This is a genomic window from Thalassolituus sp., from assembly GCF_984348125.1.
The window spans coordinates 198,714-224,826 of record NZ_CFHJLR010000001.1; the positions used below are offsets into that span (position 1 = coordinate 198,714).

General features: G+C 50.6%; 21 protein-coding genes. 13 read left to right on the forward strand and 8 right to left on the reverse strand.

What is annotated here, in order from left to right:
- Window positions 1-12 precede the first annotated feature (12 nt).
- Entirely contained in the window at window positions 13-1,854 is a 1,842-nt protein-coding gene (locus AC5E51_RS00890; RefSeq protein WP_301388983.1) for an ABC transporter ATP-binding protein, read from the reverse strand.
- Window positions 1,855-2,100: 246 nt separating this feature from the next.
- Here AC5E51_RS00890 and AC5E51_RS00895 point away from each other — a divergent pair, with 246 nt between their 5' ends.
- The gene (locus AC5E51_RS00895) at window positions 2,101-3,264 is read left to right on the forward strand and encodes a type III PLP-dependent enzyme (RefSeq protein ID WP_076513758.1); all 1,164 of its coding nucleotides are present in this window, start codon (window positions 2,101-2,103) and stop codon (window positions 3,262-3,264) included.
- Window positions 3,265-3,612: 348 nt separating this feature from the next.
- On the opposite strand, the gene AC5E51_RS00900 is transcribed toward AC5E51_RS00895, so the two are convergent.
- Together AC5E51_RS00900 and AC5E51_RS00905 are read right to left on the reverse strand one after the other, a co-directional pair.
- A complete protein-coding gene (locus tag AC5E51_RS00900; RefSeq protein WP_301388982.1) occupies window positions 3,613-4,923 on the reverse strand; it encodes an RsmB/NOP family class I SAM-dependent RNA methyltransferase in 1,311 nt (436 codons plus the stop codon).
- Window positions 4,924-4,971: 48 nt separating this feature from the next.
- The gene (locus AC5E51_RS00905) at window positions 4,972-5,997 is read right to left on the reverse strand and encodes an AraC family transcriptional regulator (RefSeq protein ID WP_297533252.1); all 1,026 of its coding nucleotides are present in this window, start codon (window positions 5,995-5,997) and stop codon (window positions 4,972-4,974) included.
- A 158-nt stretch (window positions 5,998-6,155) separates the two neighbouring features.
- Here AC5E51_RS00905 and AC5E51_RS00910 point away from each other — a divergent pair, with 158 nt between their 5' ends.
- Together AC5E51_RS00910 and tmpT are read left to right on the forward strand one after the other, a co-directional pair.
- Complete coding sequence (locus AC5E51_RS00910) at window positions 6,156-6,998, forward strand: metal-dependent hydrolase (protein WP_068442415.1); 843 nt, start codon at window positions 6,156-6,158, stop codon at window positions 6,996-6,998.
- A gap of 102 nt (window positions 6,999-7,100) precedes the next feature.
- Window positions 7,101-7,769 (forward strand): thiopurine S-methyltransferase, encoded by a 669-nt coding sequence (tmpT, locus tag AC5E51_RS00915; protein WP_301388981.1) that lies wholly within the window; start codon window positions 7,101-7,103, stop codon window positions 7,767-7,769.
- Here the strand turns inward: tmpT and tsaA are convergent.
- Entirely contained in the window at window positions 7,753-8,445 is a 693-nt protein-coding gene (gene tsaA, locus AC5E51_RS00920; RefSeq protein WP_301388980.1) for a tRNA (N6-threonylcarbamoyladenosine(37)-N6)-methyltransferase TrmO, read from the reverse strand. The genes tmpT and tsaA overlap by 17 nt on opposite strands.
- A gap of 175 nt (window positions 8,446-8,620) precedes the next feature.
- Here tsaA and AC5E51_RS00925 point away from each other — a divergent pair, with 175 nt between their 5' ends.
- The 10 genes from AC5E51_RS00925 (at window position 8,621) to AC5E51_RS00970 (ending at window position 23,536) form a co-directional block, all read left to right on the forward strand.
- Window positions 8,621-9,661 carry a DUF2333 family protein gene (locus tag AC5E51_RS00925; protein ID WP_491777962.1) on the forward strand — a complete coding sequence of 347 codons (1,041 nt, stop codon included), beginning with the start codon at window positions 8,621-8,623 and terminating at the stop codon, window positions 9,659-9,661.
- 212 nt (window positions 9,662-9,873) lie between these two features.
- Window positions 9,874-13,662, forward strand: a complete 3,789-nt coding sequence (locus tag AC5E51_RS00930; protein WP_491777963.1) for a cytochrome c peroxidase — start codon at window positions 9,874-9,876, stop codon at window positions 13,660-13,662.
- Between the two features lie 88 nt (window positions 13,663-13,750).
- The gene (locus AC5E51_RS00935; RefSeq protein ID WP_301376992.1) at window positions 13,751-16,741 is read left to right on the forward strand and encodes a TonB-dependent receptor; all 2,991 of its coding nucleotides are present in this window, start codon (window positions 13,751-13,753) and stop codon (window positions 16,739-16,741) included.
- Window positions 16,742-16,867: 126 nt separating this feature from the next.
- Window positions 16,868-18,295: a beta-helix domain-containing protein gene (locus AC5E51_RS00940; protein WP_076513776.1), complete on the forward strand. Its 1,428-nt coding sequence runs from the start codon at window positions 16,868-16,870 to the stop codon at window positions 18,293-18,295.
- A gap of 180 nt (window positions 18,296-18,475) precedes the next feature.
- Entirely contained in the window at window positions 18,476-19,267 is a 792-nt protein-coding gene (locus tag AC5E51_RS00945; RefSeq protein WP_491777964.1) for a DUF3450 domain-containing protein, read from the forward strand.
- Window positions 19,267-20,637: a MotA/TolQ/ExbB proton channel family protein gene (locus AC5E51_RS00950; protein WP_297533247.1), complete on the forward strand. Its 1,371-nt coding sequence runs from the start codon at window positions 19,267-19,269 to the stop codon at window positions 20,635-20,637. The genes AC5E51_RS00945 and AC5E51_RS00950 overlap by 1 nt, the downstream gene beginning before the upstream one ends.
- 2 nt (window positions 20,638-20,639) lie before the next feature.
- Window positions 20,640-21,164: a MotA/TolQ/ExbB proton channel family protein gene (locus AC5E51_RS00955; protein ID WP_245820019.1), complete on the forward strand. Its 525-nt coding sequence runs from the start codon at window positions 20,640-20,642 to the stop codon at window positions 21,162-21,164.
- A gap of 15 nt (window positions 21,165-21,179) precedes the next feature.
- Window positions 21,180-21,590 carry an ExbD/TolR family protein gene (locus AC5E51_RS00960; RefSeq protein ID WP_068435124.1) on the forward strand — a complete coding sequence of 137 codons (411 nt, stop codon included), beginning with the start codon at window positions 21,180-21,182 and terminating at the stop codon, window positions 21,588-21,590.
- 1 nt (window position 21,591) lies between these two features.
- A complete protein-coding gene (locus tag AC5E51_RS00965) occupies window positions 21,592-22,206 on the forward strand; it encodes an energy transducer TonB (RefSeq protein WP_068440768.1) in 615 nt (204 codons plus the stop codon).
- A gap of 25 nt (window positions 22,207-22,231) precedes the next feature.
- Window positions 22,232-23,536 (forward strand): tetratricopeptide repeat protein, encoded by a 1,305-nt coding sequence (locus AC5E51_RS00970; RefSeq protein ID WP_297533246.1) that lies wholly within the window; start codon window positions 22,232-22,234, stop codon window positions 23,534-23,536.
- A 73-nt stretch (window positions 23,537-23,609) separates the two neighbouring features.
- Here the strand turns inward: AC5E51_RS00970 and AC5E51_RS00975 are convergent, their stop codons facing one another.
- From AC5E51_RS00975 to AC5E51_RS00990, 4 genes are read right to left on the reverse strand one after another with little or no spacing between them, the layout of a single operon-like run.
- On the reverse strand, window positions 23,610-24,089 hold the full coding sequence (locus tag AC5E51_RS00975; RefSeq protein WP_491777965.1) for a DUF4442 domain-containing protein: 480 nt from the start codon (window positions 24,087-24,089) through the stop codon (window positions 23,610-23,612).
- Complete coding sequence (locus AC5E51_RS00980; protein ID WP_491777966.1) at window positions 24,089-24,508, reverse strand: GNAT family N-acetyltransferase; 420 nt, start codon at window positions 24,506-24,508, stop codon at window positions 24,089-24,091. Before AC5E51_RS00980 ends, AC5E51_RS00975 begins: the two co-directional genes overlap by 1 nt.
- A gap of 6 nt (window positions 24,509-24,514) precedes the next feature.
- Complete coding sequence (locus AC5E51_RS00985; RefSeq protein WP_491777967.1) at window positions 24,515-25,456, reverse strand: alpha/beta fold hydrolase; 942 nt, start codon at window positions 25,454-25,456, stop codon at window positions 24,515-24,517.
- Window positions 25,457-25,469: 13 nt separating this feature from the next.
- Complete coding sequence (locus AC5E51_RS00990; RefSeq protein ID WP_068440754.1) at window positions 25,470-26,108, reverse strand: hypothetical protein; 639 nt, start codon at window positions 26,106-26,108, stop codon at window positions 25,470-25,472.
- Window positions 26,109-26,113: the final 5 nt, after the last annotated feature.

A 26,113-nucleotide genomic window follows, 5' to 3' on the forward strand; every position in this document is an offset into this window, starting at 1 on the left:
GCTCTGTTTGCTTTAATCTTCCCCTAAGAAGCCACCGGTCTGGTGGGCCCACAGTTGCGCATAGATGCCGCCCTGTGCAAGCAGTTCTTCATGCGTTCCCTGTTCGGCGATTTTGCCGTCATCCAGTACGATCAGCCGGTCCATTGCCGCGATGGTCGACAGACGGTGAGCAATGGCGATTACAGTTTTATTTTCCATCAGGCGGTAGAGGCTTTGCTGAATAGCCGCCTCTACTTCTGAATCGAGCGCTGATGTTGCTTCGTCCAGAATCAGAATCGGAGCGTCTTTTAAGAGCACTCGGGCGATAGCGATGCGCTGGCGCTGACCGCCGGAGAGTTTGACCCCACGTTCGCCGACCTGAGCATCATAGCCCGTGTTACCTTCCGGATCGTGGAGGTCACGGATGAAGGCATCCGCTTCAGCTTTGCGGGCAGCGTCCAGGACGTCTTCGTCACTGGCATCGGGCCGACCGTAGAGAATGTTGTCGCGTACGCTTCGGTGCAGCAGGGAAGTATCCTGCGTCACCATGCCAATTTTTGATCGCAGACTCTCCTGCGACACCTGGCTGATGTCCTGTCCGTCGATCTTAATCTGCCCACTGTCAATGTCGTAGAAGCGCAGCAGCAGATTAACGAGTGTGGATTTACCTGCACCCGAGCGTCCAACCAGTCCGATCTTTTCACCGGGTTTGATAGTCAGGTTCAACGCTTCAAAAACCGGGTAGCTCTTGTCGTCAGCGCCTTCGTATGAGAAGTGCACATCATCCAGAGCGATCTCCCCGTGTTCTGCATTCAGCTTTGGCGCATTCACTGGGTCGGTAATGGTCTGTGGTTTCGCCAGTGTGTTCATGCCGTCAGCCACTGTGCCCAGATTTTCAAAGAGAGAACTGATCTCCCACATTATCCATTGCGCCATACCATTCACGCGTAGGGCCAGACTGACTGCAATCGCAATGGCGCCAACAGTGATGGCGCTGTCCATCCACAGCCAGATAGACAGGGCTGCGACGGTAAAGGCCAGCAGGTAGTTGATCATATTCACTGAAAAGTTCAGACCGGTGGCCAGGCGCATCTGGTGATATACCGTACCGAGGAAGCCATCCATGCTGTCACGGGCGTAAGACGTTTCCCGCTCTGTGTGTGAGAACAGTTTTACCGTCTGAATATTGGTGTAGCTGTCGACAACACGCCCTGTCATAACACTGCGGGCATCCGCCTGCTCTGTCGCAATTTTTTTCATGCGCGGCACAAAATAAAACTGAATACCTATGTAGGCCGCCAGCCAGACGACCATGGGCAGCATCAGTCGCCAGTCTGCTGTGCCAATCATCACCAGGGCTGAAATAAAGTAGACGAGGATATAGACCAGCACATCCAGCAGCTTCATTACAGTTTCCCGGACTCCCAGCGCCGTTTGCATCACTTTGGTGGCAAGGCGTCCGGCGAAGTCGTTTTCATAAAAGTTCAGACTTTGCTTGAGCAGATAGCGGTGCGCCTGCCAGCGAATGCGCATTGGGTAATTGCCGAGCAATGACTGATACGTGATCAGGGCATGCAGTAATACGACGACAGGCATGGCGACCAGCACCACCAGGCTCATGAGCAGCAGTTTGGTGCCTTCGCTGGCAAATAAGGTGTCTGGGCTTTGCGTGGATAGCCAGTCGACCAGGTCACCCATAAAGCTGAAGAGGGTGACTTCAAGTATGGCGAGCATGGCGGTCAGACACGACATGGCCAGCAATGAGCCTTCCAGTCCTCGGGTGTAATGGCGGCAGAATGCATAGAGTCCCTGAGGAGGTTGCTCCGGATGTTCGGGAGGAAAGGGATTGATGCGTTTTTCAAAAAAGCTGAGCATAGATGTCCAGAGCCGGAGTGGAAGAGTAGTGCGAAGCAGGAACCTTAACGGTTTCTGGGAGTCATTTTAACCTGAATTGTGCTTGCAGGCTCTGGCAGAGTCTGTTGCACTGGAACGGACAATCCGCCCTACGTGATTTTCTCATCGTAAGGGTAAGAAAATTTCACTGTACTGTTATTATAAATCCTCTATCTTTGCGCGACTTCAAACGCACAGCAGTCTGACCCTAAGGAGGTAGCGAGCCTGATGTTGACCCAACCGGAAGCCTATTACGACGCCGATACTTTTGCCCGCATTAAAGCGGCTGCAGATCAGCAGGAAACGCCTGTTCTGATCGTGGATACCAAAACCTTCGGCGAGCAACTGGATCACCTGATGGCTTGCTTCCCTTATGCAAACACCTACTACGCGGTGAAAGCGAATCCTGAGGTAGCAGTGCTTGAAATCCTTCGTGACCGCGGCTGTAACTTTGACATTGCCAGCCGTTACGAGCTCGACAAGGTGTTGTCGCTGGGTGTGGGTGGTGACCGAGTCAGTTTCGGTAACACCATCAAGAAGATAAAAGACATTCGCTACGCCTATGAGAAGGGGGTTCGTCTGTTCGCATCGGACTCAGAAGCCGATCTTCGCAATATTGCAGAAGCTGCTCCAGGGTCGAAAGTGTTTGTACGCATTCTGACCGAAGGCTCTCAGACCGCAGACTGGCCACTGTCGCGTAAGTTTGGTTGTCATGTGGACATGGCCATTGAGCTTTGCATTATGGCGCGTGACCTGGGACTGAAACCTTATGGTATTTCGTTTCATGTTGGCTCTCAGCAACGTGACATTGGTGCCTGGGACTCTGCGATCGCTAAGGTTAAGTGGATCTTCGAGCGCCTGAAGGAAGAAGAAAATATTGAGATGAAAATGGTCAACCTCGGGGGCGGGTTCCCGGCGAACTACATCAGCCGCACCAACCCTCTGGAGACCTACGCAGAAGAGATTACCCGATTCCTGAAAGAGGATTTCGGCGACGAGCTGCCTGACGTTATTCTCGAGCCGGGTCGATCACTGGCTGCGAACGCAGGTATTCTGGTCAGCGAAGTGGTGCTGGTCAGCCGCAAGAACCGTACCGGTCTGGACCGCTGGGTCTACACCGATATCGGCAAATTTGGTGGCTTCGTAGAAACAATGGACGAGGCGATCAAGTATCCACTCTATGTGGAAAAAGACGGTGACACTGAAGAGGTAATTATTGCAGGCCCGACCTGTGATTCGGCTGACATCCTATACGAACAGTACAAGTATGAACTGCCACTCTCTCTCGAAGCCGGTGATCGTATGTACTGGTTCTCCACCGGCGCGTACACCACCACCTACAGTGCGATTGAATTTAACGGTTTCCCTCCGTTAAAAACGATCTGCATCTGATCTCTCCTGTAAAAAAAGAAGCCAGGCGCACAGCGTCTGGCTTTTTTTTATCACTCCGCTGACCCATATTCCGTTGTACTTCAGGGATTCGCAGAGAGTTGATCTTCGTTGACTGCGCTCCGCAGCACAGCCGGCTTATTTCCAGCCAATCTCAGTTACCGCGGCGACACGCAAAATAAATCGCCCTGAAAACATATCAGTTACGTGACGGTAGGTAGATTTCAGGGCTCGATTTTGCTCTGACGGTCGCGCGGCGCCTTTATTGTCTGGCGCCGCCTGAATGTCTGCTGAGCCCAGCAAACGAAGCTCTTATGCAGAAACGGATATGAGAGTCAGCTGGGCTATAAATCAGTTTTGACGACTCATTACAGCAACAAACATGGTATCGGAATCGACATCCGGTGCACCGAGCAGTCGCGAACTTTCCAGAGCAAAGTCAGCGTGATTTTTCAGAAAGGCTTCCACCGCATCTTCGTTTTCTTCGGTCAGCCAACTGCACGTCGCATAAATCAGCTTACCGCCATGTCGAACGGCCTCACTCGCATTGTTCAGTAGCTGTTGCTGTAAGCCAGTCAATTCCTTGAGGTAGGCTTCGCTCAGACGATTGCGCGCATCCGGGTTACGGCGCCAGGTACCGGTTGCCGTGCAGGGGGCATCAATCAGAACTTTATCGAAGCCTCTCTGACGGGCAATTTCTTTGGGCAGGCGTAACGGCGCTTCGCCATCCCAGACAAAGGTACGGATATTGGCAATGCCAGCGCGCTTCGCGCGTTTCTTCAGTTCGGTGAGTTTAAATTCTTTCAGGTCGGTTGCGACTACGGCGCCTTTACCACTCATGCCGTCGCCAATAGCCAGAGTCTTTCCACCGGCGCCTGCGCAAGCATCCCAGATCTTCTCGCCGGCTTGTGCATCAACGGCGGCAGCGATCTGTTGACTGGCAAAGTCCTGCACTTCAACACGACCTTCTTTATAGGCTTCGGTCTGTTGCACACCGAAACCGCCGGTGGCACACAGCCCGTGTTTGTTCAGGTTAACTTCTACGCCTGCTGCTTTGAGTTCATCGCGTAGGGTTTTCGCATCCTGCTCGGCTGCCGGGCGCAACCAGAGTGGTGGGCGGCTCTGCTGCATACGGATAAATTCCTGTCGCTGCTTGTCATTCCAGCCAGACAGTTCAGTGCGGTGTTCTATCGCACTGGCGAGCGAAGCGTCGATACCAAACCAGATGTAAGCCAGCGGCGAATCCGGATTCTTACGAACCCAGGCGGCGGTATCGTCGACGGTGGTTTTGCGGCTGCCAGCCTGCCAGTCTTTCGGGATGTACCACTGAGAATAGCTACGGCGCTGAATCCAGAACCAGAAGTTATTGCGGCTGAGGTTTTCGGCCTGTTCTGGATTCCATTGTTCAGTCCAGGCCTGCCAGTCCTGATCAAGGCCTCTTTCATGGATTAACTCCAGGGCGCAGGCGAGTTGCCGGAAACGCAGTGCATGCTGCATGGCACTGCCGAGTTCCAGAGGCATGGTTTCGCGGAAGCGCTTACGCCAGCCGGCTGCTTCATGCTTGAGCCAGCGATCAAAGTGCGCGTTAGCGGGTTGGCTTAACCATTTCAGCCAGAGCGTATGAAGCTGGTTGTAGTTGATCAGTAAGGGCTTGTCGATCATAGGTGTCTCCGGCCGGTGAGAATGGCGGCGCAGTATACCCGAAAGTGATCAGCCCGTACTGCCTTGTCTGTATTGGCTCGGGCTGGCGCCGGACCAGTTTTTAAATGCTTTGGCGAAGTTACTTGCGTCGCTATAGCCTAGCTGGTCTGCAATCTGATCCACCGACAGCGTAGTATCCTTCAGCAGGCGTTGCGCTTTGCTATAGCGCAGCTCATCTTTGATCTGCTGAAAACTGCGCTCTTCGGCTTTGAGTTTTCGGTTCAGGGTCGCGGCCGACATAAACAGCATATTCGCGACATCCTCCACGGTTGGCATCTCTGCCAGGTGATCGTTAAGTATCTCTCTGACTTTACCCGCCATGGTATTGGTCTCGGTCACCTGTGTCATCGCCTGGGTTAGTTCCTGCTGGGCAAGATCGGCCAGTTTTGGATCAAAGAAGGGCAGCATGCCGTCGAGTGCCTTGCGGGGCCAGGTCAGGCAATTAATAGGGGCGCCAGTGTATACGGCGCAATTGGGCAAGATATCCTGGCTGGATAGGTCACCACGGCAGGCAATCTGAATCATGCTGCGCGCGTTACGTGACTCGGCAGGTACAAGAGTACGGCAGATGGTCTCGACGCTGGCCAGAAACGCCAGAACCATAAAAAATCCGGCCCGGCTGTCGGGAATACGGGTGGTGATGTAAAGGTGACGACTACTTTTGTCGGTTTCGCGACGCAGTTCAAACAGCTGCACGCGGGTTTCGATGAACTGTTCTACTTTACCCGCTGCATCTTCCATGGTGGCACTGTATTGGGCCGCGTAGCCCAGTGCGCCATGCTTGGAGAGGGTCATACGCTTGCCGAACTCCAGAGCAGCGGACAGGTCCACGTGCTCGAGGAAGTTGTCGATCAGTAGCAAAGCGGACTCATGTCCGATCTGCACGCTGGGCATGAACATCAGGTTTTCAGGTAGTCCGGTGCCCTCCAGGAGCGCAGACATGGGGATGCCACGCTCAAAGGCCATCTCGCCAAGCAGTATAAGGTAATCAGACGAGAGTCTGTGCTCACCCGATCCGATGGTTTTAGTCGTCATAGATACCAGATGCCAGTTTTGAACCACAGGGTGAAAGCATTGCACCCCAAAATATCCGGATCAGTATGTCATAGTGATTGCATGTCAGGTATGTGAATTCTGGCCAACGATACAGAAATTAACAATTCGTGGACGGGCTTCCCTAAGAGGGGGATCGTATGACTAATATTAAGAATAAATCTGCACAGGTTGAGATCAAACCGCGTCGCATGGCGTTCGATACTGAATCGCCGATGAATAAATACGCTTTTAAAAATAATTCACTGATCAGCACCTTTTTCTATGCGCTATCGGCGCTTTTCCCTGATGGTGAACGGTTCTTTATTCACTCCGTGCGTAACTACCGCGACGACATCAAAGACGAGACTCTGAAGGAGCAGATCCGTGGTTTTATTGGTCAGGAAGCTCACCATGGCGTATCACATGAAGCGTTAAACCAGGCAATTACCGACATGGGCTTTCCCATGGATCGTATCGTCGGCCGCTTGCACAAGCGCGTTGATTTTCTGAAGAAATTCAGCCGCGAACGTCAGCTTGCTTTGACGGTTGCCATGGAGCACTTCACAGCGTCATTGGCGGAATTTTTGCTCAAGAATCCCGAAATACTCGAAGATGCAGATCCGACGGTTCGTAAGATGCTGCTGTGGCATGCTGTAGAAGAAATTGAACACAAGGCTGTCGCGTTTGATGTGTATCGTGAGCACGTAAATGATGAGTTTATGCGTAAGCGGGTGATGGTGATTTCTATGATCAGTCTGTTTTCTCGTTTGGCTATGTATCAGGTCTGGCTACTGCGTTCGCAGCGTCATTTTCCAAGCTGGAGAGAGTGGAAAGAAGCCGCGGTATTTTTCTGGGGTAAGAAGGGCGTTCTTCGCGATAACATGAAAGGATTAGCGAAGTTCTTCAAAACCGGTTTCCATCCATGGGATATTGATCAGAACTACCTGATTGAGAACTGGGAAGAGAGATACCCCGATATTGCTGCACTGCAGGTGAATTAATCTGCTGAACGATATTGTTTGACGACGCCCGGCAATGCCGGGCGTTTTCGTCTGTGAGCAGCTCAGGCATAATGCCGCCAGATTTAATTCTGTGGAGCCCTTATGAAGCACGATTTCTGGCACGAACGTTGGGAAAAACAGGAGATTGGTTTTCACTTGAGCGATACCAATCCCGCCCTTACCAGTCACTGGCATACCATTCCTGTCGATCTAGGCGAGCGTGTTCTGGTACCACTCTGTGGGAAGTCGGTAGATATCCTATGGCTGCTGCGTGAAGGCTATCAGGTAGTAGGCGTAGAGTTGAGTGAAATTGCGCTGGATGCACTGGCTGAGTCGATCGAAGAGACCTTCAGTCTGGCGGTCGATAAGCAGCAGGTGGGTAACCTCATCCTCTACCGGGCTGCAGGTATTCTGCTGATTTGCGGTGATTGGTTCAGTCTGACTTCTTTTGATACTGGGCCAATCGATGCGGTTTATGATCGTGCAGCACTGGTCGCAATGCCTGAAGAGATGAGGGCCGACTATGCCAGCCAGCTGCTGAAGGTGTCAGAAAATGCACCTCAGTTGCTGGTTACGTTTGAGTACGACCAGAACGAGATGTCGGGACCGCCGTTTGCTGTGGATCAGGCACAGGTTGAGTCGTTTTACGTAGATACGATGAACATTGATGTGATGGCTGATAAAGACTGCCTGGTTGATGAGCCCAAGTTTCGCGAGCGTGGCCTCTCTGCGTTGCGTGAAAAAGTGCTTCGCCTCACGCCAAAGGGCTGACCTCGGTAATTACAATGCTCTGGTCGGAGGGATAGCGCCAGCGGATGTTCAGATCCCATAGACGCACGCCGTATTCCCGTTCAGGATCATGCGACTGGTAGGCTGGGCGTGGGTCCTGAGCCAGGCACTCCTCAATAACAGCAATAACATTCTCGTTGAGTCTGGCGGCTTCTGTAGTCGCCTGTCGATGGGCTTCTTCGGACCAGCTCACAGTGAGCGGTTCTGGTGCTGAAGGCGCTATCGTATTCGTCGCATCAACCACAGAGTCGGTGTAGGGCACGTAAGGTTTTATATCGACAATGGGGGTGCCGTCGAGAAGGTCTGCGCCCGAAACCAACAACGTGGTGCCTTCTATTTTCTCAATTTTGACCAGTGACTGGCCCAGTCCGTTGGGGCGGTGCGTACTGCGTGTCGCGAATACCCCAATGCGCTGATTACCACCTAACCGTGGCGGACGGACACGCAGTGATTCCGGGCGGCTTCCAACACCATGAAAACAGAATATCAGCCAGATGTGCGACACCCGCTCCAACCCCTGTAGTGCTCCGGGGTCGTCAAACGGTGCCTGTAACTCTATCCGGGTGAGTACCGAAGGTGCCAGGCCGGGTTGACGAGGGATGGCAAACTTCTCTTTGTAAGGGGATCGGGCTAACGCCAGAATGTCTAAAGTGGGCATACAGGTCTCCGTTGGCGACTGGCAGTATACCGCTTTGGCGTGAGTGACGGGACTTCCCCCGGTAGCTGGCTCTTGTGGATACTCCTTTAATCGGTGAATTGCGTTATCATCAAGCCCGGACAGTAGTTTGTCCCTCTGAAATTTTTGTTGATTGAATAGTTAAGGATCAGAACCTATGAGTGGTTTGCAGGATCGAGTACAGGATACGAAAGAGCGCTTTCAGGACTGGATGGCAGATCGAAAGGACGCCAAAGGTGGTTCCGGACGTCTGATCGTCTGGCTGGTGGTGTTATATCTTCTGGTTGCGCTGGTAATAGGTATGTTCTGGTCGCAGGAGCCGGAGACATTTAACGTACAGGCGTCAGCGAATACGCGGGCAGAAGAAATGGGTGTTCAGCCAGTTCGTGGCTTCACCACTACCGCTACCCTGATGAAGATCACCGAAACCATGCTTTACAAGCCGGGTGGCTATCTTTCGAACGATATTTTCCCGCCGGGGGTGTGGCTGGATAACATTCCTAGCTGGGAGTTTGGTGTACTGGTTCAGGTACGTGACTTCTCCCGTGCACTGCGCAAAGACTTCAGCCGCTCGCAGAGTCAGTCGACGGAAGATAAAGATCTGGAAATTGCTGAGCCGCAGCTGCATTTTGACGGTAACAGCTGGTTGGTCCCTGATTCCGAGGGTGAATACAAGCGTGGCCTCGAAGCTCTGCAGTCTTACCTGACCCGCTTGTCTGATCCAAATGAGCCGACGGCGCAGTTCTACGCACGTGCGGACAATCTGCGTCAGTGGTTGCTGGATGTTGAAACCCGCCTGGGTAGCCTCTCTCAGCGTCTGAGCGCATCGGTAGGCCAGCGTCGTCTCAATGAAGATACAGGCGCGACTCCTCTCCCTTCAGAGGAAGAGGTAAGAACTCCGTGGACTGAGGTTGACGATGTGTTCTACGAAGCGCGCGGCACTTCATGGGCGCTTCTGCACCTTATGCGTGCTATCGAGGTAGATTTCCAGGAGGTTCTGGAGAAGAAGAACGCGTTGGTTGGTCTACGTCAGACCATCCGCGAACTGGAGGCTACTCAGGAAGCACTCTGGTCTCCAGTGGTACTGAATGGCAGTGGGTTCGGTGTTTTCGCTAACCACTCGCTGGTACTCGCGTCTTATATCTCCCGAGCTAATGCGGCGATTCTTGACCTTCGTGAGCTGCTCGCTCAGGGTTAATTGCTGACCTCTACAGATGCCGCACGCCTTGCGGCATCTGTTCTTTACCCTCCCAAAAAGTAAGAACTCTTCTACATTTCAATAAGACACATGGCGCATTTACGTTTTGTTGTCTGGTTTTGTTGGCCTGTTTGTGCATAACTATGTGCTAGGTGGCCCTTTCTGTCTTGACGGAAGGGAATCACGATTGTCCCGGATTTGGACCTTCAACATTGAAAGCACTCATAACAATAATTACGAGCGCGTGTTTACTGGTTGCCTGTGGTGGTGGCTCTGGAACGTCAGACGATACTCCAGCTCCCCCGGATACCGCACCAGCTACGCCAGAAGAAACCGTAGATACCGACGATGATGGTATTCCTGATTCTCAGGATGACGACATCGATGGGGATGGCGTGCGCAACGCCGAAGACGCTTTTGTATTTGACGCCGGTGAATGGGCGGATAGCGACTTTGATGGCATAGGTAACAATGCCGACGCAGACGATGATAATGACGGTTACTCCGATAGTGATGAAGTCGCGGCTGGCTCTGCCCCCTTGGATGCGATCGATACGCCGGCAGATCTCGACGGCGACTTTATCCCTGACCTTCTTGATGACGATATAGACGGCGACGGTGTTCTGAATGATTTAGACGCCTACCCTTACGATCCAGAAAGGAGTGAGCCTGATGTTGTTACTGAGCCTACCGAACTGGACACTGAACTTCTGGCGCTTATCGCTGACATTGGGTTTGATCCTTCCGAGCTGACAGATCGTATAGTCCCTCAGCCGGGAGATGCGTTGGTCGAGCTGGGTAAGGAGCTGTTTTTCTCCAGATCTCTCAGCTTTGGTGATGATGTTGCCTGTGCGAGTTGCCACGACCCGAGACTTGCTGGAACCGATAATCTCAGTTTGCCCGTCGGCGTTGGCGCTCATAATCCGCTGATTGTCGGGCCTGGGCGCCGACATGATGGGAACTACTACATCGACCCTAAAGCTGACTTTGGTCCGAACGTACCTCGCAATAGTCCGACGACCTTTAATATTGCTTTCTATGACCGAGCTATGTTCTGGGATGGGCGTATTGAAACCATCGAGTACGATCCGGGAGACCTTTACTACGTAGGTGTCGATACTGGTGCCCCGAATGGTGAAGGTCAGTTGATGCGAACACCGGACAGCCAGTTCCGTGGACCAGATAACAAGGCTGGTCCCAACCTGACTGCTGCTCAGGCACGCTTTCCGGTAACTTCTGTGGTTGAAATGCGCGGCTTTGATCCTGCCGCAGGTCTTACCTCATACGATACTCGTGATCTGATTGCAGAAAAATTGCTTGATCGTGGTTGGGAAGGATACTTCCGCGATGCCTTCAACGATTACATTAGTCTTGATAGAAAGCTGATCACTTATGACCGCATAGCGATGGCACTTGGCGAGTATCAGCGCTCGCAGGTTGCACTGGATTATCCGTTCTCGCGTTATGTTGACGGTGACATTAATGCGATTTCTGAAGAGGCAAAAGAAGGTGCGCTACTCTTCTTTGGCGAGGGTAAATGTTTCGGCTGTCATGCAGGTGCTAAGTTTTCCGATGAGCAATTTTATCCCTTGGCAACGCCACAGATAGGGCGTGGTAAAAATGTCTTTTCTCAGGACTTTGGTCGCTATAACACGGTACCGGATGTATCAGATAAATTCGCTTTCCGTACTCCCAGTTTGATTAATGCCGAGCTCACATTCCCCTATATGCATGCCGGCTCTATCGCGACACTGGAAGAGGCCATACGTTGGCATTTCGATCCGGTAGCACAACTTGAAGGGTATGATTATAGCCTTGATCATCTTGCCCAGTTTGCTGGCCTCAATATTAATACAAGCGGCCACCAGGCTCAGGTTCCGGCAATTTCTGCGGCTTATCAGCAATGGCGCTCCAATAAGTCACGTAGATACAATCGTGTACCCAGTGTCGTCTCGAGCGAGAAAGTCTCACAGTATGCGGCCTTTATTCGGAGCTTGACTGCCGATTGTCTGAAAAGCAGCGTTTGCGTCGAACAATGGATGCCAGATTACACATCGGTCGACCCCGATGGGTTCCGGCTTGAACCAGAGTTCTCCTTCTTCGATAACACTGCTGTTTTTGACGTATTTCCTCCTGCTCCAGGAGAATCAGTTGCCCCAGTCTTTCCTGATCTTTCTGAGATAGAGCCAGCTAATATATCGTCCTGTGTGGCAATGGATGTGGATAGTCGCCCGGAAATTGATCTTTCTGTTGGCTTCAGAAAAGTAGTCCTTTCCGGGTTGAATGAGTCACACAGAGTTGGGCCAGAAATACTCGACGATATTGTCAGTACTGCGGAAGTTGCCCTGGTGATAGGTTCTATCGCTTCCGCAGATATTGATGGTGATTGTGATTTTGATCTCGCCATTGGACTTGGTAAAGAGAAAGGTATTCAGATATATCTCAATGAGAACGGACGTTTTGAAAAAGCACCGGATAATATGGGTATCGATAGTAGAGGTGATATTGCTGCTTTCTCTATGGCTGATATCAATGGTGATGGTTGGCCGGATATTCTGGTTGGGCACGCATACGAGCCTGACAGCAAACTTTGGCTGAATAATGGGGGCACGGGGTTTATTCGAGTTACTCAGTTTGGTTACGACACAGTGCGCACTACCCATAATGCATCATTCGCGGACATAGATAATGATGGCGACCTGGATATATTCAGTCACAACTGGGATTTCATGAGAACGGCAGAGGAAATACATCTCTGGAAAAATGATGGGCGAGGGCTTTTTGAGCCATGGCAGGATGACGTGGTTTATGGTGCCTTTGGTGATCGCGATTACACATTCGCAGCGAATTTTGCAGATGTGAATAAAGACGGAAATCTCGATATCCTTGTTGCGGCTGATTTTCAGCGTTCACAAGTGTTTCAAGGTACCGAGTCGGGCGAATATATCAACGCAACCCGAGCCAGTCGTATTACCGACTATAACGCAATGGGAGCAGCGGTGGGTGATATAGACAATGACATGGATGTGGATTGGTTCGTAACAAACATTCAGATTCCTTTGCCAGGATATGATCCACTGACGAACCGATTGTATCTGAATCAATCGGTCGAAGGAGAGGATATTGCCATGGAAGAAATATCTGATTCTGCAGGTGTGGCAAACGGTCTATGGGCTTGGGGCACTTGCATGAAAGACTTCGACAACGATGGCTGGCTCGATATCTTTCACGTTAACGGCTACGGATATTCAAATACGACATTCGATCACCCTCTGTTCAATGTTTTGTCCTGGGTTGGTTTTAATGGCGTCTACGACTTGTTGGGAGCCAATGCTCAGGAGTTGATCAGTACTCTTTATGGGTATTTCGGAGACTTTTCTGGTGTTAACACGAATCTGGGGGGAAGTTACCTGGATGAAGGCCAGTTTGTTGAAGAGCTCGAAGCACTTATCGCTGCCTCAGAAGAATTAAGCGAGCGCGTTGGCGTTGATTCAATCATTCTTGAGAACTTCTACGGTACACCGGCCAGACTGTTTATGAATAATCAGGATGGCACCTTCCGTGAGGAAGCTGCATTGCGTCATATTGATGATACTGGTGAAGGCCGGGGAATTGTCTGTAATGACTTTGATCGAGATGGCGATATCGACATCGTAATTATGAACCACAGTGGATTTCCATCGTATTATGAAAATCATTTCCGTCGTTTAATTACTGCGGACGACAACTTCCTGAATGTAAGACTGCGTGGGGTAGGCGGTAATCAATTCGCTTACGGTGCCAAGGTATATGCGACCAGTGAAACACTCAACCAGTACCGGGAAATGCGTTTTGAGAATAATTACATGTCCAATAATGCACCAGAGCTACACTTCGGCTTAGCAGGCGATGACGCTGTCAGCGAACTGCGAGTTGAGTGGCCAGGCGGGGAAGTTACCATTCTGAGTGATGTTCCGGTTAACCAATTCATGGTTATTGAGCATCCATCCTATAATGACTGATATGTAACAAATCCGTCATGAAGCTGTAGTAAATTCGCCTCCGTTTCATTCTCGGGGGCGTGCGCCCCCAGTAATTACCGGGGGAATCATGAGTTTTAAGCGCCTCATCAGTACGGCCGCGATCACCAGTAGTTTCTGCTTCGCGACAGCGCATGCAGCAGAAGTTGTCTTTTACATCTCTGAAGATGGCGGCGCGGCTGACGCCGTATCCGTTTCTGTTAATGGCCAGCGCCGGATAGTCAATCCTCAGGGCTTTGTTACCTTTGAACTGCCTGCTGACAGTTACACCGCTGAATTGTCGCAATACGGTGCCTGGGTAGGAGAGGCTGATTTCACCCTCGAAAATGACGACTCTTCAAAAGATGTATTTGTCGAGATTTTAGGTGGCGAAGCCATTGCTGAAACCAGTTCGTCTGACGCCGCTGGCGGTGTAATCAAAGGTCAGTTGATATCCAACGAAACAGGTGGCCCCGTTTCAGGTGCACGGGTATCTGCGGCAGGTACAGAACTTGGTGTGATTACTGACGACGATGGCAATTTCTCACTCGAATTACCGCGCGGTAACTACACCCTGACTGTTGCTCATCCAAGCTATCAGAGAGCTGAACTTAACGTTAATAGCATGCCTGGCGTACCGGTTGACCTGAATGTTGAGGTCGGAATGTCCGGGAATGGCGTCATCGAAGAGGTTGTTGCGGTTGGTACTTATGTCGCAGACTCTGCAACCAGTCAGGAACGTGATGCCAGCGCGGTCCTGGATTCGATTGGCGGCGAACAGATGTCTCGCTTTGGTGATTCTAACGCGGCTTCTGCGTTGAAGCGTGTGGCGGGCGTGACCATTGCAGATGGTAAATACGTCGTCGCTCGTGGCCTGAATGAACGTCATACATCGATTCTACTGAATGGTGCCTCATTGCCGAGTCCTGACCCATCCCGTCGGGTCGTACCTCTCGATCTATTTCCGTCCAGTGTGATTGATGGAATCGACGTTCAGAAAACGGCCACTCCGGATGTATATGCAGATTCAACGGGTAGCACAGTCTCTTTGAGTACTAAAAAGTTCCCTCTGGAATTTGAAGGGAAGCTGTCTCTGTCTTTGGGGTATAACGATAGTGCTACCTTTACTGAGCAGGAATTTATGCAGGAAGAAGGTGGAGACTTTTTCGGCTTCGGTGCAGATGGCGATAGAGCGCTGAATCAGGATGCTAAAGAGTTCAGTAGTGAGAGCCTGCTTTTTAATCCTGAACTTGGTAAGAACCTGGTTGCAGAGTTGCCTGACAATCTGAATACAGAAGAACGAAACGTCCTACCTGATATTTCTGCAGAGCTATCTATGGGGGATACATTTTACGACAACGGTAATACTGCATACGGTTACCAGGCATCTGTCAAATTCTCTAACGAATGGCAAGTTCAGGAAAGAGAGTCCGATACCAACCTGCTTGGAGAGGATGGCGAGCTCAACGTTGATGACTCATACGATGAAACACGGACAACTAACGACGTGAATCTTGGGTTTGGACTGAGTTTAGGAATGCTCTCGGGCATACATGAAGTCACCAGTAATACCTTATTGCTTCGTCAGACCCACTCGGAAACCAGTGTTAAACGTGGGACAGGTGGAGACCAGGATCGTGAGGGAATTCTATACAATATGGACTGGTTGGAGCGCCAGCTGTTCATGCAGCAGTTCACAGGCGAACACTATTTTGATCGTTTCCTAAAAACGACAGCGCAATGGCAGATAAGTTTTTCTGAGGCTGAATTGGATAACCCGGATCGGCGTCGGTATACCTATGAAATTCCTGCTTTTGATGAGGGGCTGGATGACTATTACCTTTATTGGAGTGAGGTAAAGCGAGAGTACAATACGCTTTCTGATTCGATCACAGATTATAGTGTCAGTTTCGACTCTTCTCTTTTCGAGTCGTCCACAAATTACCTGACAGCAGACTATGGCTTCTCAGCTTTTACCCGTGAGCGTGAAGCTGATGGCACGACGCTTGGCTACGATGCAAACAGTGGTCTGGCGGGTGACTATATTAACAATTTCGATATCGATCAGATCGTAACCGAAACCATCGCCGCCGATGAGCTTAGCCTTCTCAATCAGACCGCAGGTTCGGCAGACTATAATGCCTCATGGGATATGACGGCTCTGTTTGGTGGTATCGAGTATGAACGCCTTGAAGTCTTCCGGGTCAATGCGGGACTTCGTAGCGAGTCCTCTGATATTTCAGTACAAACGTACGAGTCTAGTGCTCAGGATCAAAGTAACCCCATTTATGCAGAAATCTCTGACTCTAATGTGTATCCATCAGCTGGTTTAACAGTTTTTCTTGGCGAGAGTGTTCAGCTTAGAGGTGCCTGGTATCAGACTATTAACCGTCCAGATTTTCGTGAACTCGCTAATGCGCAGTACGTCGACCCCGATACTGGCGACAATATACGAGGCTACCCTCTGCTTGAAAGTGCGGAGATTACCAATATCGATGTTCGTGCTGAATGGTACATGAGTGAAAATGAAAGCATTAGCCTCGCTTATTTTACCAAGAACTTTGACAAGCCAATCGAAAAGACATTACTGACCGGTGGATCGGTATTCTCATACCGTAATGGGGATACTGGTACCATCAATGGTGTCGAAATCGACTTCAGGTCGGAATTTGATCTCAGCAGTTACTTAATGTTTGTTTCGGGAAATCTATCTTTAATTGATTCTGAAGTAGATATTGCATTTCGCTCACGAGCTATGCAAGGGCAGCCCGATAGTCTGGCGAATGTTCAGATAGGGCTTGATGATTACGACAGTCAACAGAAATTCACACTGGTGTATAACTATCATGGTGAGCTACTGTACTCAGCAACTCAGGCCAATAGCAATTCACCGGATATTATGGAAGATCCGAGAGGCGAGTTAAGTGCGAACTATTCAACAGAAATTGTACCGGATCTTACGTTTAAAGTGGCTTTGAAGAACATTACAGATGAGCCCGTCAGTCTCACACAAAAAGGTGAAAACTATCGCTCCTATCGTAAAGGGCGTGAGGTCTCTGCCGGTATTTCGTTGGTTTTCTGATAAAGCGTTTTATAAAAAATCCCGCATTCGGCGGGATTTTTTTTATCTTTCATAAAAGTGTCACACAGTGGCCATAGCATGTGTCTCGTCAAGTTCTTAACCAGATTAACTAACCAAGGAATTACCATGGAACTTAAAAAACTTCTTGTTGCTATGACTGCTGTTTCTGCAGCTATGCTGACAGCGTGTGGCGGCGACAGCTCTTCATCAAATAATACAACTACACCAACTACGCCTACTGTTACTGATAACACTTGTAGCGTTGGTGTTGGTAAAGAACTGGATACTACTTACTCCGTTGATGGTGTGGATATGCCAGTATGTCTGCTCAGTGGCAGCATTCTGACTGACGCAACACTGACTACCGACTATGTGTACAGCATGACTGACTACGTTACTGTTGGTGATGGTGCAGGCGAACTGACTTCCTACGATGCTCCAAGTGAAGTAACTCTGACTATTGACCCAGGTGTTGCTTTCCGCTCGACCTCTAAGGGTACTCTGATCATCTCTCGTGGCTCTAAGATCAATGCCAACGGTACTGCAGAAGCGCCAATCGTTATGTCTTCTATTGATGACAACTACGAAGGCAATAAAGAGTGGGGCGGTCTGGTAGTTCAGGGTTTCGCTAAGAATAACCAGTGTGCGAATGAATATGCAGCGACTCCAGAAGAAATCTGTAATACAGCTGACGAAGCTGATACCGGTTTCCATGGCGGTAACGACGATGCTGACAACAGCGGTTCTATTTCTTACCTGATCGTTGCTGAAGGAGGTTACGAAGTTGTTGCTGATAGTGAAATTAACGGTATCACTATGCACTCAGTGGGCTACGGCACAACTGTAGAAAACGTTATGGTTTATAACAATTACGATGATGGCATCGAGTTCTTCGGTGGTTCAGTAAATGTTAAACACCTGATTCTGGTCGACAATGGTGATGAGTCAATCGACTGGGATGACGGCTATCGCGGTAACATTCAGTTCTCTCTTGTTCGCCAGGGCGTAACCAATGCGGGTGACAATGGTATCGAAGCGGATAATGCTGGTCTGAGCAACACAGCTGAGCCAGTTTCTAATCCTACTCTTTCAAACATCACTTTCCAGACTGCTTCTGAAGGTTCTGCATACCTGATGCGTGCGAAGGTAGGTACCTACGGCACTCTGACTAAGATTGCTGCCGATAACTATGCCAAAGCATTCCGTATCGCTGATACAGAGACAACTGTTGTATTGACCGACTCTCTGGTTGAATATACAGGTATGGATGCAGAAGATACTCTGCGTCTGGAAAATAGCGCTACAGAAGGTCAGATCACTGGTTGGGGAGCAAGCTCAACTTCCGACAACGTTGCTCTGGGTAATGCTTTTGAAGTAACCGGTGGCAATGGTTCAGTAACTGCAAGCACAGCGACTAGCGCAAATGCTTCTACAGGCTTCTTTGAAGAAACTGACTACATCGGTGCGGTTGACCCGACTGTTACTGCTGCAGAAAGCGCTTGGTGGGCATGGGCAGCTGACGTAATCCCAGCAGCCTTCGAAACTGAAGAATAAGTCACTTATTCTTGCGAGATAAACGGCACCTTCGGGTGCCGTTTTTCGTTATACGACAGCGATATGTAATTTTCTTGTAGCAATTCTGCAATGTCACAGAATTGTCATCTTTTCTTCGTATTCTTCTCGCGAATTCAGAAACGCCGGTTTCCGGCCATTCTTTTTAATTGGGTATTTAACATGGCAACAACCAAACGCCAGGCGTCGCGCCTTCTGAGCGCTATCGCTATTGCTGGTATGAGTTTTACAGGCGTCGCCTCCGCTGCAACGCTGGATGACGCAGTTGAGCAGGGTGTCGAGCGTGTAGAGCAGGCACAGGCTTCTCAGCAGACCATCGATTCTATCGACAAAGACATTCGTGCTACCGAGCGTGATTACCGTGCACTGATGAAAGAAATCGAAGGCCTGAATGTCTATATCTCTCAGCTGGATCGTCAGCTGGACGCTCAGGCAAAAGACCTGGCAAGTATCGATAAAAGCATGAGTCAGGCAGCGCTGGTTGAACGCCAGATCACTCCTCTGATGCTACGCATGATTGATGCTGTTAATCAGTTTGTGGCAGCAGATGTACCTTTCCTGAAAGAAGAGCGCATGGCGCGTGTTTCCAAACTGAATGACCTGATGGGGCGTTCTGACGTTACCGCGGCTGAGAAGTATCGCAAGGTGATGGAGGCCTATCAGGCAGAGATCGAATACGGCCGTACTATCGAGTCATACCGTGGTGAGCTGGAAGGCGAAACCCCACGTGAAGTCGACTTCCTGCGTATTGGTCGTATCGCTCTGGTGTACCAGTCTCTGGACGGACAGGAGTTGGGTATCTGGAATACGAATACCAACAGCTGGCAGCCTCTGGCGCCAGAGTATAAGAGCAAAGTGATGGCGGGCATCCGTATTGCTCGTGAACAGGCTGCGCCAGACCTGATTAAAGTTCCGGTGGCTGCTCCTATGATGGCTCAACAGGAGGCGAACTGATGAAACTCCGTAATGTAATTTTAAGCGGTGTGTTTGCACTGGCGATGCCGATGGTATCTGTTGCTGAGACAGCAAACCTTGATCAGCTCCTGAACCTGGTAAAAGAAGGTCAGGCGCGTGATAACGCAGCTTTCGAACAGCGTATTGCTGAATTTCAGGGCTCAAAAGCGAAGCAGGAACAGCTGGTTCGTGATGCGATGGCTGAGCGCGATCGTCTTGAAGCACTGAGTGCTGATAAAGAAGAGCAGTTCCGTGATAACGAACTGATCGTTGCCGAAAAGCAAGCGCAGTTAAATGATCGTCTGGGTAGCCTGAAAGAACTCTTCGGTGTGCTGCAGCAGGTTGCTGGCGATACCAAGAGTGTTTTCGAAGGCTCTGTTATCAGCTCTGAACTGCCAGGTCGTGAAGCATTTTTGACCGACCTTATCCGTGTTGCAGGCGCCACCTCTGAACTGCCATCCATTGAGCAGCTTGAGCGCCTCTGGTTTGAGATGCAGCGTGAAGCGACTTATAGCGGCCGCATTGCAAGCTACAGCGCGGATGTTGTGACGCCAAGTGGTGAAACCACTCAGCAGCAGGTTGTTCGTATCGGTGGATTCAACGCGGTTTCTGACGGTAAGTACCTGAACTGGGACATTGAATCAGCGCGACTGATTGAGATGGATAAGCAGCCGGGTGCACGTTACACCGATGGAATTACAGCTCTCGAATCTGCGAGTGGAAGTGAATTGACCGGTTTCTGGATTGACCCTTCACGTGGTCAGTTACTGAAAATTATGGGCCAGTCCCCAGAACTGGGTGACCGTGTCGATCAGGGTGGTGTGGTTGGTTACATCATTCTTGCACTGGGTGCCGTAGGTATTCTGCTGGCTATCTGGCGCATGATTGTTCTTAACATCGAAGCGGGTCGTATCAACAAGCAGATGAAAACTGAAACTGTTGATGAAAAGAATGCGCTTGGTCGTGTGATGGCTGTATTTAATGCAAATAAGAAGAGCGACACCGAAACCCTCGAGTTGCATTTGGGTGAAGCCATTGCCGCAGAAATTCCACGTCTGACACGCGGTATCGGCTGGATCAAAATCATCTCTGTGGTTGCTCCGCTGCTCGGTCTTCTGGGTACGGTGACCGGCATGATCGATGTGTTCGAAACCATGTCGCTGTTCGGTACAGGTGACCCGAAGCTGATGGCCGGTGGTATTTCTCAGGCGCTGGTGACTACGGTATTGGGTCTCGTTGCAGCGATTCCATGTGTCTTCCTGCACACCCTGACCAACAACCGTAGCCGTGCACTGATCATGATTCTGGAAGAGCGCGCCACCGGTATTCTGGCTCGCCAGTCTGAACAGCAACAAGCGAAAGCAGCCTGATCATGATGTTTGGTGAAGTATACGAACCGGTATATCTGTTCATGGAGCGTGGAGGCGACGTCCTCTACGCCATCTTCGGACTGATTCTGCTGCTCTGGTTGTTTGTACTGGAGCGTGCCGGGTACTTCGCATTTTCTCACCGCAACGCGATGCAGCGTGCGGTGAATGAATGGGAAGCTCGTACCGAGCGTAAATCCTGGGCAGCACATCAGATTCGTGAAGACCTGATTGCCTCTCTACGCTCAGACCTCGAAGCGAACATGACCACGATCAAAATGCTGATCGGCATGGCGCCTCTGTTTGGTCTGCTCGGTACGGTTACCGGCATGATTGAAGTATTTGACGTTATGGCATTTTTTGGCAACGGCAGCCCTAAAGCAATGGCTTCCGGTATTTCTAAAGCCACGATTCCAACCATGGCTGGAATGGTAGGTGCCCTGACGGGAGTGTTCGCTCAGTCGATGCTTGAGCGATACATCAAACGAGAAAAAATCCGTATCGAAGATCGTCTGACCTTTGATCATTAATTCGGGAAAAAGATTATGAGACGCAGTTTTTCTGCCAGTCAGCAAGTAGAAGCCGAGGGCGAGATTGATATCACCCCGATGCTGGACGTTGTATTTATTATGCTGATCTTCTTTATCGTGACCGCGTCGTTCGTTAAAGAATCAGGTATTGAAGTTAATCGTCCTGATGCGAGTACCGCGCAGGCGAAGCCACGCGCAAACATTCTGATCGCCATTAATGAAAATGACGAGATCTGGATTAATAAACGCCGCGTTGATGAGAGTCAGGTTCGCGCAAATATCGAGCGTCTGCATGCTGAAAATCCGCAGGGAACCGTTGTGATCCAGGCGGATGAAGAAGCGAAGACCCGTAAGCTGGTGGCAGTGATGGATGCTGCACGTCAGGCCGGAGTCTATGACGTCTCACTGGCTACAGAGGCGATGTAAGATGCCGGTTGTTGTCCGTTTTGGTGGCGCCCTTGCTGTCGCATTCGTCGCCACCATCGCTGTCTTCTGGATGATGCAGAGCCTCATCAGTACTGGTGGCTCAGTCACCATGCCGACTGATTATGGCCGTATTCAGAGCTTTGTAATGAATGAGCCAGACGATGAAGTACAGACGAAAGATCGTCAGCCTGAAAAGCCACCTGCACCGCCGCAGGAGCCGCCACAGCCAGACATGGTGAAGCCTGAGTTTAATTCTCAGAATGCGGCTGATTTAGCACTTGGGGCGCTGGATATCTCTGCAGATCTTGCTCTGGATGCAGGTTTGAGTGGCGCAGGCAGTGACGGTGAGTTTATGCCGATTGTTAAGGTGGCCCCGACTTACCCTCGCCGTGCTGCCCAGCGCGGAATAGAAGGCTATGTTGTTGTCGAGTTTACCGTGACCTCACTGGGTACAGTGACCAATCCGGTAGTGCTCGAAGCTGAGCCTCCAGGTGTATTCGATAAGGCTGCGTTGGATGCAGTTAAGAAATTTAAATATAAACCCCAGGTAGTTGAGGGAAGTGCAGTAGATGTACCCGGGGTTCGTAACATTATCCGCTTCGAGCTGGATAAGTAACGTATAAAACTGGAGTGAGTGTTTTATGAGAAAGTTACCGATAGCATTAGTAATGAGTGCATTGTTAGGGGGCGTCCCCCTCCTGGCCGTGCAGTCTGTATCCGCCGCTGAAGAAAGCGCAGAAAATTCGCAGGAAGAAGCCTCAGCAGGCCCTCGCGTGCGCAGAACTATGACGCTGCGTGAGATCGTATTTGAGAAGCTCGAAGAAGCGCAGCAGGCCGCTGATGCCGGTAACTTTGACGAAGCCTTGCAGACACTCGAACGATTAGAAAAGCGGAAGCGTAATTCATACGAGCGTGCGATGACGCACAATATGTATGCCTACGTTTACTCGACTCAGGAAAATTACGCTGCGGCCATCCCTGAGTACGCAAAAGTAATTGAAATCGACAACGCGCCAGACAGTCTGAAGCAGACGACCCGTTACACGCTGGCAAAACTGTACATGTTGCAGGAGCGTTATGCAGAATCTCTGGCGACCATTAATGAGTGGATGTCACAGTCAGACAAAGTGAATGCAGACGCTTACATGTTCCGCGCACAGGTCCAGTACCAGCAGGAGAATTATGAACTGGCCGGTGATGATATTGCGACTGCGATTTCAATGCGCGAAGAAGCAGGGTCTCGCGTCACCGAAAGCTGGTTGCTGTTGCAACGTGCGGTGATGTTCCAGCTGAAAGACTATAAAGGCCTGGCAGTCACTCTTGAGAAACTGGTTGCGACCTATTCGAAGTCTGAATACTGGATGCAACTGGCTGCGGTCTATAATGAGCTGGGTCGCGAAGACGAGGAGCTGGCGACGTTGGAAACGGCTTATGATCAGAAGCTTTTTACTAAAGAGTCCGAATATCTGAATTTTGCTCAGGCACTGCTGAGCCGAGAAATTCCGTATAAAGCTGCGCATGTGCTGGAAGCCGGCATGGAGGCTGATGTCGTCGAGAAAAGCGCGCGAAACCTGTCGTTGTTGGGCGATGCCTGGATGCTGGCTAAAGAATACGACAATGCGATTGTTGTGATGACACAGGCAGCGGATGCATCTGGTGAAGGACGCGATTATTTCAAGCTCGCGCAGATCTATACTGAGCGTCAGGAATGGAGTAAGTCACTTGAATTCAGTAATAAAGCGCTGAACGCGGGTGATCTGAAGGCACCTTATCAGGCATTAATTATCAAAGGGCTTGCTCAGTACAATCTGGATGAACTGGAGTCTGCATCTATTACTTTCTTTAAAGCTGCATCGTATCCGGCGGCAGAGAAAGTCGCTCATCAGTGGCAGGAATATATTGAGAGCGAGCAGCAGCGTCGGGAGTACATTGCCAACGCTGGTTAATACTGAATAACGAGCTTAAAAAAGGGGAGCCGCTTGGCTCCCCTTTTTAATGCGCGATAAGCGTCAATTGCTTTTAACGCTTGGGTGTCCACGCCCAGATCATTTCTGCTGTAACGCTTTCAGTGCCCTCGCTGTCTTTGATCACAACCGGAACGCTGATATCACCTTTCTCTTCAGTTTTTAAACGTTCCAGGTCTGCATCACTCAGGGTTGCTGTCGCAGTCAGATCGCCTTTAGTGCGCTTCAGATAGGTAAGATTCATGTTACGGATGACCAGAACGCGGCTGTCAGGTACGTTCATGGCGGTCACGAAACCGGTCGCTGATTCAGCAGCCAGTGCCATCGCTGCTGCGTGTAAGGTTCCGATATGGTTGCCAACCTTGCGGCGTTTTTTGATTTTTACTATGCACTCATTGTTGGTCAGTGTTTCAACGCGACAGCCAGCCGTTCCTGCAAATGGGATAATTTTACCAATAATAAAAGAGCGTGCCCCAGCTCTCCATCCAGCAGGAAGCCGTTCCAGATTACTCATTAGTCGGTTGAGGCGGTTCATTATTTATCTCCTGTTGGTTCAGCCACCATCGCTTGTGACTGAGGGTATTTTTTCTTGGTGGCTAACCAGACTTTTTGCAGGGCTTCAGGAACCTGATTATCAGGCACCGCTCGGAAGCCTGCCTGCTCGTACAGGGCATGTAACCCCGGCAATGGGAATAGCCATACCGTTTTTTCTACATCGATCAGAATAGACCGGCACAATGTCCTCGCCAGCCCTTGCCGACGTTCAGATGGCAGGGTGCACAGATTCCGCAGTAACCACTGATCGCTATATTCCTGCAGTCGCGTCACTGACACACACTGATCGCCGCGATAGGCGCCATACAGTAAGTCGGTGGGGGTTGCGCGACCACTGTAGCCAGCTTGTTTATACAGAGAGTTGGCATCCGCTACAGTGGCCCGTTTGACGCTATTCAAATGATGTTAATCAATACGGCTAACGAATTGGGTGATGGTCTCTGCACTGGCAGATGGATCTTCGAGCATGGGTACATGCCCAAGATCCGGATAGATTTTCACTTCTGCCTGTGGAATTACTTTTTTGAATTCCGCCACTGATGATACATCCAGCACTCGATCTTTTTCACCCCACATAATCAGAGCGGGCATGGTGACGTTCTCGGAAATGATACGGCTCATTTCGCCTTGATCCATCCTTTCACGCGTTGCCAGCATGTCTGCGAAAATGACTTTATTCAATTCTGCTCGCTCAACGGTTTCGCGAATCAGAGCCGGTCGGATTGGCCAGGGTAGCGGCGGCTGCTTTTCCAGAATAAGGTCCATACGGTACTCGAATGACGCTTCATCTGTCGCGATGAGAGGGTTGTGGCCTTCTTCCAGCTCGGCAAAAAACTGGCTCTGATTCTCTCCGTCGAGGCCAGCAGAATCTATCAGGATCAGGCTGGCAACATCTTCAGGGAAGCGCGCCGCATAGATAGCACTGATTGCACCCCCCATGGAGTTTCCGACGATGTGGAATGGCTCGAGGTTGAGGTGTTCGGCCAGCGCCTTCAGGCGTTCGGCCTGACGTTCCAGGTCATAACTTTCTGCCTCGCTCGATTTACCATGACCTGCGAGGTCTGGTGCGATCAGGTAATAGTTATCCGGTAACTTATCCGCAAATTGTAACCAGGTACTGTTGTTGGCAGAAAAGCCATGCACCAGCATCAGGATAGGGCCATCGCCCTTGCGGATCAGATAATTCATCTCGATGTCTGCAATGTCAGACTTTTGCTCATCCAGCCCGGCTTTCCATTCGCCCAGGTCCAGAGCTTTCTGATAGAGCGAGTCCTGCTGTGTTGCGGTACACGCGATTAATACGTAAGCGGCAGCAACAAGCGTTGTTGCTCGAAGAATATTGAACAAAGGAGTACTCCGGTCAGTGTGATGCTAAAGCGTTTGCCAGTGAACGAACGTCGTCGATGACGTCCTCCAGTTCGTCGCCAGCGATCTGATAGCCAGGCTGGCAGACAAGGAGCATGCCAGCTGCCCATTCGATGTGAAGGTGCGGATGGGCCAAAAGCCAGTTTTGGACATTTTCGGTCAGAAGCGGCCGTATTTTGTGAACAGGAAGTCCGTAGATTGGCTGCTCGGCAAGAGTGTTGGGTAGGTCCTCATGCTCAAGCCGGCTAATGGGCTTACCCTTGTCAAAGCAGTGGGTGCTTTCCCGGGCCAAGGGGCTGACCATGAGTCGGGCGTCTGTACTGATAGGACAGGGCATAATGATCAGTGTTTGGACGGTGGGTGCTCGTCCGGTCAGACGAGTGAAATCAAACAGTAGGACAGTTTCGTCTTCGATATAGTTGGGGACGTAGCGGGGGTCGCCGGTAGACAGAATCTGAAATCCGGCTTGCCGAATGCCTGTGCTCAGCATGCGCCAGGGCTCGAAGCTCATATTCAGTCGGTCTGCGGCTCCTGCGAGTTCGGCCCGTCGACCGGGCTTGGCGAGACTGAACAGCCAGATCAGAATCCCGGCAAATGAAAGCAGAAGAACGAGCGCAGCAAATATCGTAGTCATGGGGG